The 10,566-nt window shown below is 62.0% G+C and carries 11 protein-coding genes and 1 pseudogene; 5 read left to right on the forward strand and 7 right to left on the reverse strand.

Features of this window, described 5'->3' with window-relative positions; all coding sequences use genetic code 11:
• Window positions 1–2 precede the first annotated feature (2 nt).
• Genes pyrR through ACESMZ_RS09170 form a run of 3 tightly spaced genes read left to right on the forward strand, consistent with a single transcriptional unit; the run spans window position 3 to window position 2,814 of the window.
• The gene (gene pyrR, locus ACESMZ_RS09160; RefSeq protein ID WP_372957300.1) at window positions 3–512 is read left to right on the forward strand and encodes a bifunctional pyr operon transcriptional regulator/uracil phosphoribosyltransferase PyrR; all 510 of its coding nucleotides are present in this window, start codon (window positions 3–5) and stop codon (window positions 510–512) included.
• Complete coding sequence (locus tag ACESMZ_RS09165; protein ID WP_372957340.1) at window positions 512–1,549, forward strand: aspartate carbamoyltransferase catalytic subunit; 1,038 nt, start codon at window positions 512–514, stop codon at window positions 1,547–1,549. Before pyrR ends, ACESMZ_RS09165 begins: the two co-directional genes overlap by 1 nt.
• Window positions 1,546–2,814 carry a dihydroorotase gene (locus ACESMZ_RS09170; protein ID WP_372957299.1) on the forward strand — a complete coding sequence of 423 codons (1,269 nt, stop codon included), beginning with the start codon at window positions 1,546–1,548 and terminating at the stop codon, window positions 2,812–2,814. The genes ACESMZ_RS09165 and ACESMZ_RS09170 overlap by 4 nt, the downstream gene beginning before the upstream one ends.
• A gap of 146 nt (window positions 2,815–2,960) precedes the next feature.
• On the opposite strand, the gene ACESMZ_RS09175 is transcribed toward ACESMZ_RS09170, so the two are convergent.
• The 6 genes from ACESMZ_RS09175 to mutM form a co-directional block, all read right to left on the reverse strand.
• Window positions 2,961–4,550 (reverse strand): phosphoenolpyruvate carboxykinase, encoded by a 1,590-nt coding sequence (locus ACESMZ_RS09175; protein WP_372957339.1) that lies wholly within the window; start codon window positions 4,548–4,550, stop codon window positions 2,961–2,963.
• 125 nt (window positions 4,551–4,675) lie between these two features.
• Complete coding sequence (gene hslO, locus ACESMZ_RS09180; protein WP_372972515.1) at window positions 4,676–5,533, reverse strand: Hsp33 family molecular chaperone HslO; 858 nt, start codon at window positions 5,531–5,533, stop codon at window positions 4,676–4,678.
• Between the two features lie 33 nt (window positions 5,534–5,566).
• Window positions 5,567–5,980 (reverse strand): ribosome-associated heat shock protein Hsp15, encoded by a 414-nt coding sequence (gene hslR, locus ACESMZ_RS09185; RefSeq protein ID WP_372957297.1) that lies wholly within the window; start codon window positions 5,978–5,980, stop codon window positions 5,567–5,569.
• A gap of 52 nt (window positions 5,981–6,032) precedes the next feature.
• Window positions 6,033–6,722, reverse strand: a complete 690-nt coding sequence (gene yrfG, locus ACESMZ_RS09190; RefSeq protein WP_372957296.1) for a GMP/IMP nucleotidase — start codon at window positions 6,720–6,722, stop codon at window positions 6,033–6,035.
• A 70-nt stretch (window positions 6,723–6,792) separates the two neighbouring features.
• The gene (locus ACESMZ_RS09195) at window positions 6,793–7,116 is read right to left on the reverse strand and encodes a hypothetical protein (protein ID WP_372957338.1); all 324 of its coding nucleotides are present in this window, start codon (window positions 7,114–7,116) and stop codon (window positions 6,793–6,795) included.
• Window positions 7,117–7,263: 147 nt separating this feature from the next.
• Window positions 7,264–8,076: a bifunctional DNA-formamidopyrimidine glycosylase/DNA-(apurinic or apyrimidinic site) lyase gene (gene mutM, locus ACESMZ_RS09200; protein WP_372957295.1), complete on the reverse strand. Its 813-nt coding sequence runs from the start codon at window positions 8,074–8,076 to the stop codon at window positions 7,264–7,266.
• A 153-nt stretch (window positions 8,077–8,229) separates the two neighbouring features.
• On the opposite strand from mutM, the gene ACESMZ_RS09205 reads away from it, so the two are divergent.
• Window positions 8,230–9,405: a fatty acid desaturase gene (locus tag ACESMZ_RS09205; RefSeq protein WP_372957294.1), complete on the forward strand. Its 1,176-nt coding sequence runs from the start codon at window positions 8,230–8,232 to the stop codon at window positions 9,403–9,405.
• On the opposite strand, the gene rsmD is transcribed toward ACESMZ_RS09205, so the two are convergent.
• Window positions 9,384–10,022: a 16S rRNA (guanine(966)-N(2))-methyltransferase RsmD gene (gene rsmD, locus ACESMZ_RS09210; RefSeq protein ID WP_372957293.1), complete on the reverse strand. Its 639-nt coding sequence runs from the start codon at window positions 10,020–10,022 to the stop codon at window positions 9,384–9,386. The genes ACESMZ_RS09205 and rsmD overlap by 22 nt on opposite strands.
• Before the next feature lie 184 nt (window positions 10,023–10,206).
• Here rsmD and ACESMZ_RS09215 point away from each other — a divergent pair.
• Window positions 10,207–10,566: pseudogene (locus ACESMZ_RS09215) on the forward strand (signal recognition particle-docking protein FtsY); the annotation flags it as partial.

Here is a 10,566-nt window from a genome sequence, read left to right on the forward strand (position 1 = left end):
TCATGACTGATTTACCCGCCGTTCCCGCCTTGCTGGATGAAATTGAGCTAGGGCTTCGTCGTTACCTGAATGAACGGGACATCCAGCGCCCCCTGCTGGTGGGTATCCGTACGGGTGGTGTCTGGGTGGCCAGCGAACTGCACCGGCGGCTGGGGCTGGAAGAGCCCTGGGGCGAGCTGGATATCTCCTTCTACCGCGATGATTTCAGCCGTATCGGGCTCAACCCCCGGGTCACCCCCTCCCATCTGCCTTTCGAGACCGAGGGTCGCGACCTGGTGCTGGTGGATGATGTGGTCATGAGCGGACGCACCATTCGCGCGGCGATGAACGAATTGTTTGACTATGGCCGGCCCAGCTCCATCTCCCTGGTGGCCCTGCTGGACATGGGCGGCCGCGAACTGCCGATTCAACCGGATGTGTGCGGAGAACGACTGAGTCTGCCGCCTTCCCGGCGGGTAAAGCTGGTTGGACCGGAGCCATTGGCCCTTGAGCTCCGGGAGGTGAAGGCATGATGGATCAGGCACCCGGTTCCCTGAGTGCCCATGACAGGGCTTCCCGTAATCTGCAGCTCACCGGCGACGGCCAGTTGCGTCACTTTATTACCCTGGACGGGCTGGACAGGGTCATGCTGACCGACATTCTCGATACGGCGGATTCCTTTATCGAGGTGGGCGAACGCACCATCAAGAAGGTACCGCTGCTGCGGGGGCGTACGGTGGTCAACCTGTTCTTCGAGTCCAGCACCCGCACCCGCAGCACCTTCGAACTGGCGGCCAAGCGCCTGTCTGCTGACGTGCTCAACCTGGACATCAACACCTCCGCCACATCCAAGGGCGAGTCCCTGTCGGACACCCTGCTCAACCTGGAAGCCATGGCCAGCGACATGTTCGTTGTCCGTCATTCCCAGAGCGGAGCCCCCCATTTTATCGCCGAGTCGGTTACCCCCGGAGTGGCCATTATCAATGCCGGTGACGGTCGCCATGCCCATCCCACCCAGGCGATGCTGGACATGCTGACCATCCGTCAGAACAAGCACCGGTTCGAGGGCCTGAAGGTAGCCGTCGTGGGGGATATCCTTCACTCGCGGGTGGCCCGTTCCCAGATTCGTGCCCTGCAGACATTGGGTGCAGAGGAGGTAAGGCTGATTGCACCCGGAACCTTGCTGCCCGCAGATGTGGACAGCCTGGGCTGCACGGTGGAATACGATATGAGAAAGGGCATGGCAGACCTGGATGTGGTAATCATGCTGCGCCTTCAGAAAGAGCGGATGGAGGGTGCCTTGCTGCCGAGCGAGCGTGAGTTCTACCGATTGTATGGCCTGGATACCGAGAAACTGGCCCTGGCAAAGCCGGACTGTATTGTGATGCACCCGGGACCTATCAACCGGGGCGTGGAGATTGAGTCCGCCGTGGCCGACGGACCCCAGTCGGTGATTCTCAGCCAGGTCACCAACGGCATAGCCATCCGCATGGCAGTGATGTCCATGGCCATGAGCGGCCAGGTGGCAGAGCGTGCCGGGCGATCCCGCCAGCAGGGAGGTGAGCAATGAGCGCCAGCCTGCGCATTGATAACGCGCGTCTGTCTGTCAGTGAGGGTCCGGTCAGTCTGCTTGTTCGCGACGGCATTATCCAGGCCATGGGTGCGGAAGCGATCACCGAATCCGCCGGCAGGGTCATCGATGCCGGTGGTCTGACCCTGCTGCCGGGCTTCGTGGACCTTTGCTGCAACCTGCGGGAGCCGGGCAATGGCCAGAAGGGCAATATCGCCTCGGAAACCCGCGCTGCTGCCCGGGGCGGGTTCACCACCGTGTGTGCATCGCCGGATACCTCGCCGGTCAACGACTCCGGCGCAGTGACCAACCTGATCCGGGATGTGGCCCGTAGCTCCGCTGCAGTCAGGGTGCTGCCGGTCGGCGCTGCCACCAGGGGCCTGGCGGGGGAGCTGCTCAGCGACATGGTGGGGCTCAGTAATGCCGGCTGTGTGGCGTTCAGCAATGGCACCCATGCCATGGCCAATGCCCGCATCCTGCGTCGTTGCATGGCCTATGCCCGAACCTTTGATTTGACCCTGATGCTGCAGCCTGTGAATCAGGCTCTGGCGGCGGATGGCTATGCCCATGATGGCAAGGTAGCCGCCCGTCTGGGTCTGCTGGGTGTGCCGGAAGTGGCAGAAACTGCCTCGGTCATGGAAATGCTGCTGCTGGCCGAGGAAACCGGTGTGCGCCTGCACCTGGGCCAGCTTTCCTGCGCCCGCAGCGTGGAGATGGTCGCCGAGGCCAGAAGCCGTGGCGTCGCCGTCACCGCCGACGTGGCCATGCACCAGCTGGTGTTCACCGAAGAGGCCCTGTCCGGATTTGACAGCCGTTACCATGTGGTTCCGCCGCTACGCACCGAGGCGGACCGCAAGGCCCTGCTCAAGGGGGTGGAAGACGGTGTCATCGATGCCATTGTCAGTCAGCACCAGCCTCATGATTCCGCCGCCAAACAGGCGCCCCTGGGTATTACTGAACCCGGGATGTCCACTGTGGAGAGCCTGTTCTCCATGGGACTGAACCTGGTCCAGCAGGAAGAATTGTCCCTCAAGGCGCTGGTTCGAGCCATGACCGACGGGCCTGCTGCCGTCATTGGTCAGACGTCCGGCCTTGAGCCCGGACGAGCGGCGAACTTCAGCCTATGGTCCCTCGGTGACTCCTGGCAGGCCGGTCCGCCGTCCCTGATATCCCGGGGGGTTCACGTGCCTGTACCAGGTCAGGCCCTGAAAGGGGTCATTCGCTGGACCGTATGCGACGGACGGGTGACCTACCAACCATCCTGAGCGCAGGAAAGTCCTGACGTGCTTTCCTGCCCCTGAACGGCTGTCCATGATGGGGCGGACAGTTCGTCCGGTTCGCCGCCTGGGGGGGCTGGGAATAAAAAAAGCGCCGTGCCGGGGGCAGGGCGCTTTCTTCTGGCCTGGTACGATTACAGCTTCGGACCAGCCGCCACGATGGCGTCAGACACCTCGAACTTCTTGAAGTTCTCCACGAACTGGCTGATCAGTTCGGCCGCTTTGGCGTCGTAGTCTTCCTTGCTGGCCCAGGTGTTGCGCGGGTTCAGCAGGTTGCTGTCGACACCCGGTACCGCCTTGGGTACGGACAGGTTCAGGGTCGGCAGGTGCTCGGTTTCTGCGTTGTCCAGGTCGCCGTTCTGGATGGCAGCGATAATGCCCCGGGTGGTGGGGATGCTGAAGCGCTCGCCCACGCCGTAGGGACCACCGGTCCAGCCGGTATTGACCAGGAAAACCTTGCTGCCGAAGGCGTCCATCCGCTTCATCAGCAACTCGGCGTAGACACCGGCCGGACGCGGGAAGAAGGGCGCACCGAAGCAGGTGGAGAAAGTGGACTTCAGCTTGGAGGAGGAGCCCATTTCAGTGGAGCCCACCAGCGCGGTGTAGCCACTCAGGAAGTGGTACGCAGCCGCTTCCTTGCTGAGAATGGACACGGGCGGCAGTACGCCGGTCATGTCGCAGGTCAGGAATACGATGTGGGAAGGCTCGCCAGCCCGGTTCTCCTCGACGCGCTTCTCCACGTGCTCCAGCGGGTAGGCGCAGCGGGAATTCTCGGTCAGGGAAACGTCGGTGTAGTCCGGTTCGCGGGTGTCCGGGTCAATGACCACGTTTTCCACGATGGCGCCGAAACGAATGGCGTCCCAGATAATCGGTTCGTTCTTCTTGCTCAGGTCGATGCACTTGGCGTAGCAGCCGCCCTCGATGTTGAAGACGGTGCCGGTACCCCAGCCGTGCTCGTCATCACCGATCAGGTAACGGTCTGGGTCGGCGGACAGGGTGGTCTTGCCGGTGCCGGAAAGGCCGAAGAACAGGCAGGTGTCGCCGTTTTCGCCCACATTGGCAGAGCAGTGCATGGGCAGAACGTCTTTCTCGGGCAGCAGGAAGTTCTGCACCGAGAACATGGCCTTTTTCATCTCGCCGGCGTAGTGCATGCCGGCCAGCAGAACCTTGCGGGCGGCAAAGTTGATGATCACGCAGCCGTCACTGTTGGTGCCGTCCCGATCCGGGACGCACTCGAAGTTGGCCGCGTTGAGGATCTGCCACTCGTCTTTCGAGGACGGGTTGTAGCTGTCCGGACGGATAAACAGATTGCGACCGAACAGGTTCTGCCATGCGGTTTCGGTGCGCATCTGTACCGGCAGGTAATGGGCCGGGTCAGAACCTACGTGGACGTGGGACAGGAAGTGGTCCTTGGCGGAGAGGTAGCTCTCCACCCGGTCCCACAACGCGTCGAACTTGTCGGCGTCGAACGGTCGGTTGATCGGTCCCCAGTGAACGGCATTCTCGGTGCCGGGCTCCTGAACAATAAACCGGTCCATCGGTGAACGGCCGGTACGCTTGCCGGTCCTGACGACCAGCGAGCCATTGGCGGCCAGTTGACCTTCTTGTCTTTCCAGTGCCAGCTCGACCAATCGCGCTGAGCTCAGATCTGTATAGGTTGTGCTCACTTCGACCTCGCCCTCAAGGTGTCTTTGGACCGCTCGATCCGCCCGGCCCGGGGACAGCGGCGGGCTGGTGGATTTGTGAGCAGTCGGGTCAATTCAGGCGCGCTATTATGCCAGACGCGGTCCGAAAAAACGACAGCCCGGGAAGCCTTGCTACACCTGGCTCGGGGGCTGATGTGTCCGGTTCAGTGGAGTGTGTGACCGGAGAACAACTGATCAATGTCAATTCGCTGAAATCGGTAGGTGGTGTGACAGAACTGACAATCCATCTCAATGGTACCCTGTTCGTCCAGAATGCTGTAGCACTCCTCCTTGCCGATGGAGCTGAGGGCCGCCAGGGTCCGGTCACGGCTGCAGGTGCAGCGGAAGGCCACCGGCTCGCGATCAAACAGGCGTACCTCCTCCTCATGGAATAACCGGTGCAGCACCGTCTCACTGTCCAGGTCCAGCAACTCCTCTGCGGTGATGGTGGCGGCCAGGTGCTCCACGCGCTCCCAGAGCTCGTTGTCTTCTGCGGTGGCCCCGGGCAGTCGCTGGATCAGCAGGCCTGCGCTCTGCTGACCGTCGGCGAACAGGAACAGGCGGGTGGCCAGTTGCTCGGAACGCTCGAAGTATTCTTCCAGGGCGCCTGCCAGGGAATCGGACTCCCGGGGTACCACCCCCTGATAACGTTGCCCCCGCTCCGGTGTGATCGTAATCGCCATGCGGCCCTGGCCCAGCAGGTCGCCAAGGTCGCCGTCCGTGACGCTGGCACCTTCGTCGACCCGGGCAATGCCCCTGATGTACCGGTCATGGCTGCACTCGGCGAGCAGGGTAGTGACCGGGCCCTCTCCGTTGGCCTGCAGTGACAGGGTGCCGTTGAACTTGAGCGTACTGCTCATCAGCACGCTCGCCACCAGGGATTCCCCCAGCAGCCGGGCGACCGGTTCCGGATAGTCAGTCTGGGTGAGAATGTCGTTATAACTGTCACGCAGGTGCACCCAGGCACCGCGGATCTGGCTGTGCTCAAACAGGAATTTGCGAAACTGGTCGCTGGCTTGCATCGGGGGCTCCGGGGAGTGATGGGAACAGCGGGCTCAGAGGCCCTGCTGTTCGCGGAATTTCTGTAGATCGCGCCGGTCTTTCTTGGTGGGGCGGCGGGCCGGGGGCAGCTGGGCAGCCTGCATGGTCTTGCGTTGCCAGGCCAGATCCTCCCGTCGACGAATGCTATCTTCGGTTTCGTGGTAGAGGGTCTGTGCTTGCGGTGCACCCCGGCGCTTGTCCGAGATGTCGTCGATAATCACGATCTTTTCCTGCCAACCCAGACGCAACTTGACCGTGGCGCCGGTTTCCACGGTCTTTCCGGGCTTGCAGCGCTGGTCGTTGTAATGGACCTTGCCGCCCTCAATGGCTTCCTTGGCCAGGCTGCGCGTCTTGTAGAAGCGCGCCGCCCACAACCATTTGTCGAGGCGTACCTGGGCCTTGTCGGTGTCAGCGTGTCTGGAACTCATGATCCTCCACTGGTCGGCACTGCTCCGGAAACCATTGCCTTCATTATAGCGGTCATGCCGATGGTTTGGCAGAGCCATGACCGGAGAGTGCAGGCAGCACCTCGTCAAAATGCCTTACCGCGGGAAATTCGGGATGGGGCTCCCGGTCAGGCTGCTGACTGTCCGGGGCCAGGATCGCCAGGCACTGGCCGATACCGGCCCGGTGCGCGCTCTCGAGTACCGGCAGACTGTCATCAACCATGATGGCGCGCTCGCGGTGATGGCTGTGATGGTCCAGTAGCCGGTCCCAGAACGCCTGTTCTTCCTTGGCGGCGCCGAGGTCATGACTTGAGATTACCCGGTCCACAAACTGATCCAGCCCGGTGCGGTCCAGCTTCAGTTTCAGCGGGTCCGGGTGGCAGTTGGTGAGAATGATCGGCGTGAGCCGGTTGCGGCGCAGGGCCCGGAGGAATTGCTTCACCCCCGGCCGGTAGGCAATGCGGTTGCCCACCTCTGCCTTGAGGGCAGTGATATCGAGGCTCAGCCGCTCGCTCCAGTAGTCGGTACAGTACCAGTTCAGGCTGCCGCGCTCGGCCATGATCATGGGCACGATCAGGTCTCTCGCCTGCTGAGGGCTGAGCCGGTTGGCTTCGCCGTAGCGCAGGGGCAGATGTTCCAGCCAGAAATGGTTGTCGAAGTGCAGATCCAGCAGGGTTCCGTCCATGTCCAGGAACACCTGGTCTGCTTTGAACCAGTTAATCATCAGAGGGCAGCCTGGTTGTGTATCGATCCGTCAGGCTGCCCAAGATTGCAGGTTGCTGCAAGTGCGGGAATTACTCAGTGACCGGCGCCTGCTTGCGGCCGGAGGTGGTGCAGCCGAGGCAGCGCACGAAGGTGGCTTCCGCCGGCCCCTTTACCAGCACCTCGCCGGCTTCATCGGCATTGCCCCCCAGCAATGAGAACGGCAGGGAGACGATATAGACGGCGGTTCCCACCACGGTGGTGGCCAGTAGCAAGGGGCGAACCAGGACCGCATCGCCGGTCATGGCCAGGGCGGACGGTTCCTCTTCCACGGCCTGGGCGTGCCCAAGGGAGGAGAAGCCGATCAGGCATGCGGCCAGGGTGGCCAGCAGGGTTCGGGAAAGGCGCTTGTACATCATTGTCAGTCTCCTGGTTCCTGATTCATCGCAGGTCAGAAGTCCTGCGTTATTGGCAGATTCTGTCACAAGTGTAACTGAAATGCCGTTAACTGTTGTGCCAAGTGTGACGGATTTACCTGAACCGGTTCGCAGTCGGGTCGGCGGTTATCGCTGGCACCTGGGGCAATAGACCGTGCTGCGCTGATTCATGCGGATTTCCTTCAATGGCCGCCGGCATTCCGCGCAGGGCTGGCCGCCACGGCCATAAACCAGCAACGACTGGGCAAAGTAGCCCGGCTTGCCGTCGCTGTTGACGAAATCCCGCAGGGTGGTCCCGCCCATCAGGATGGCGGCGCTCAGGGTTTCCCTTATAGCCTCGGCCAGCTGGTGGTAGCGCGCGGCACTGATGCGCCCAGCCGCGCGGCCGGGGTGGACGCCGGTTTTGAAGAGCGCCTCGTTAGCATAGATATTGCCAACACCCACTACGATCCGGTTGTCCATCAGAAAGCTCTTGATGGGGGTTTTGCGGCCCCGGGATTTGCGGAACAGATAGGGCCCGCTGAAGTCCTCTCCCAATGGCTCCGGCCCGAGGCTTCCGATCAGGGGGTGGTGGTCCGGCTGTTCCGCCCACAGCCAGCAACCAAAGCGGCGGGGATCGTTGAAACGCAACCGGACGCCGTCGGTAAACACCAGGTCGATATGATCGTGTTTTTGCGGCGGGCTGTCGTCGGTAATGACTCGCAGGCTGCCGGACATGCCCAGGTGAACAATCACGGTACCGTGGTCAAAGTGCAGCAGCAGATACTTGGCGCGGCGGTCTGCCTCCCGCAGGGTCTGGCCGGCCAGCAGAGACGGCAGGTTGCCTGGAACCGGCCAGCGCAGACGGGGGTCACGGATGATCAGCTCCGCCACGGTTTTGCTTTCGCTGTGGGGGGCTATGCCGCGGCGGGTGGTTTCCACTTCGGGCAGTTCAGGCAAGTCGGACTCCTGATAGAACGGTAACAAAAGACAATGTAAATTCCATTGTTTGGGCGAACAGGTGTACGCTAAAGTGTAAGGCGCGGTACCTTGCCTTCCGCAGGGGTCGCCTGGCGACCTGCGCCGGTTTTTCAGTAAGTTGAGGATTTCTCTATGTGGTACAACGGTCTTCTGGACCTGTCTTGGGTACAGCTGGTGCTGGTCACCCTGGTGCTGACACATGTCACCATTGTCAGTGTAACGCTCTACCTGCACCGCCATTCTGCCCACAATGCCCTGGAGCTGCATCCGGTACTGCGGCATTTCTTCCGTTTCTGGCTATGGGCGACCACCAGCATCAATACCAAAGAGTGGACAGCCATTCACCGCAAACACCATGCTACTTGCGAGACCGAGAACGATCCTCACAGCCCGGTGGTCAAGGGTATCCGCAAGGTGCTGTTTGAAGGCGCTGAACTCTACGCGGAGGCGGTCACGCCGGAGACCCTCGAGCGTTTCGGCAAGAATACACCGGATGACTGGATCGAGCGTAACGTTTATACCCGTCACCGTAACCTTGGCATTGCCCTGATGTTCCTGGTCAACCTGGCCCTGTTCGGCGTCAATGGTATCTGGATCTGGGCGGTGCAGATGATGTGGATTCCGGTATGGGCTGCCGGTGTCGTCAATGGCCTGGGCCATTACCTGGGCTACCGCAATTTCGAGTGCCAGGACAATGCCCGCAATATCTCACCGCTGGGTATTATCATCGGTGGCGAGGAGCTGCACAACAATCATCACACCTACCCCAATTCCGCCAAGCTGTCCCGGCGCTGGTATGAGGTGGACATTGGCTGGGGCTATATCCGTCTGTTCCAGCTGTTCGGCCTGGCGAAACCCAAGGGCTACCGGCCGGTGGTGCACTGGGTACCGGGCAAGCAGGATGTGGATGTGGAAACCGTGCAGGCCATCGCCAACAACCGTTTCGACATCATGCGCCAATACCGCAAACGGGTCATGGAGCCGGTGCTGCGTCAGCAGAAGGCCGTGATGGACGGCACTGTCCTTCCCCGGTACCGGCGGGTGAAGAAACTGTTATCCCGGGATGTGTCACTGATCCCACCCCAGGACCAGGCGCACCTGGAAACCGTGCTGGACAGCCACCCAGTGCTGCGCCAGATCTATGATATGAATCAGGAATTGCAGGCCCTCTGGCGGCGCCGTGGGGTCAAGCCCCAGGAAAAACTGCAGGCACTGATGGCCTGGTGCCGTGATGCGGAAGCCAGCGGCATCCGCTACCTTGAGGACTTTGCGGCCCACCTGCGAGCCTATTCGTTGCGTCCGGCCTGATCATCCAGGATGTGATAGAGCGCATAGGTAACCTGTCCCGCCCGTTTCTCGCGGTGCAGGTGCCAGCGGGCCGGGACTGAAGGAGCAGTCCGGTCGCTCTCATATTCCAGGTAAACCCTGCTGCCGTCACCAATCCACCCGTTTTCCTCGATCAGCGGAATTAGCTGCTCCAGCCAGCCCTGACGGAACGGGGGATCCATAAACAGGATGTCATAGCACTCGCCCGGGCCGTTCTGCAGGAAAGTCAGGGCGTCCGCGCACTCTACCTGACCGCCATCGCTGCTAAGCTTGCGCAGGTTGTCCCTGAGGCAGCGGGCCAGGGCCGGGGTGTGGTCCACGAAAGTAACCTGGCGGGCGCCCCTGGACAGGGCTTCCAGGCCCAGTACACCACTCCCGCTGAACAGATCCAGGCAGCGACTGCCTGGCACCTTGAACTGCAGCCAGTTGAACAGGGTTTCCCGGGTGCGGGCAGGGGTGGGTCTTACGCCGCCTTCATCAGGAAACCGCAATACCCGGCTGCGCCAGTCGCCACCGATGATCCGGAGCTCGCCTTCGCCGGGCGAAGGTCCGATACGACGGCGGTTTCGGGCTGGTGCGGGGCGACGTGGCGGGCTCATGGCGGAATCCGTAGCTGAACAAAGGCGTCATGTTAGCGAAAAACGGCTCTACGGGTAACCGGATCGCGCGGGAGGTTTGGACCCCGGCGACACCTGCCGCTAGAATGAGCGCTTTCCCTGACAGCCACCCCGGTGACCTGAGTGCGAGCGGGCGGCTGACCCTCCAGCAAAAATGGTAAGACAAATGATGGCAGAGTGGATTCTGATCGGCCTGCTGGTGCTGCTGGTACTGGCCTTTATCGTAGATGTTGCGGGCCGGCGTGCGGCTGTGCCACGCCCGAAACCGGTACCTCAGCGCAAGCCGGAGGCCCTGCCGGGGCCGGCTCCGAAACCCCTCAACCGTGAGGCTGCGCCGGATGTGGCGGCAGAGCCGGAAGCCGTGCCAGTTGATGAGGAAACCGTGGTCAGCCCGGCGGAAACGCCGCAGCCTGCTCCCGAGCCCGAGCCCGAGCCCGAGCCCGAGCCCGAGCCCGAGCCCGAGCCCGAGCCCGAGCCCGAGCCCGAGCCCGAGAAAAAAATCAGCGTATTCCAGCGCATCCGGTCC

Source organism: Marinobacter sp. (genome assembly GCF_041690615.1).
In the GTDB taxonomy this organism is placed as follows: domain Bacteria; phylum Pseudomonadota; class Gammaproteobacteria; order Pseudomonadales; family Oleiphilaceae; genus Marinobacter.

Bases quoted from the DNA above. Each gene is read 5' to 3' on its own strand.
- pyrR (WP_372957300.1), top strand. From the start codon at position 3: ATGACTGATTTACCCGCCGTTCCCGCCTTGCTGGATGAAATTGAGCTA.
- ACESMZ_RS09165 (WP_372957340.1), top strand. From the start codon at position 512: ATGGATCAGGCACCCGGTTCCCTGAGTGCCCATGACAGGGCTTCCCGT.
- ACESMZ_RS09170 (WP_372957299.1), top strand. From the start codon at position 1,546: ATGAGCGCCAGCCTGCGCATTGATAACGCGCGTCTGTCTGTCAGTGAG.
- hslO (WP_372972515.1), bottom strand. From the start codon at position 5,533: ATGCAAGCCAGCGACCAGTTTCGCAAATTCCTGTTTGAGCACAGCCAG.
- hslR (WP_372957297.1), bottom strand. From the start codon at position 5,980: ATGAGTTCCAGACACGCTGACACCGACAAGGCCCAGGTACGCCTCGAC.
- yrfG (WP_372957296.1), bottom strand. From the start codon at position 6,722: ATGATTAACTGGTTCAAAGCAGACCAGGTGTTCCTGGACATGGACGGA.
- ACESMZ_RS09195 (WP_372957338.1), bottom strand. From the start codon at position 7,116: ATGTACAAGCGCCTTTCCCGAACCCTGCTGGCCACCCTGGCCGCATGC.
- ACESMZ_RS09205 (WP_372957294.1), top strand. From the start codon at position 8,230: ATGTGGTACAACGGTCTTCTGGACCTGTCTTGGGTACAGCTGGTGCTG.
- rsmD (WP_372957293.1), bottom strand. From the start codon at position 10,022: ATGAGCCCGCCACGTCGCCCCGCACCAGCCCGAAACCGCCGTCGTATC.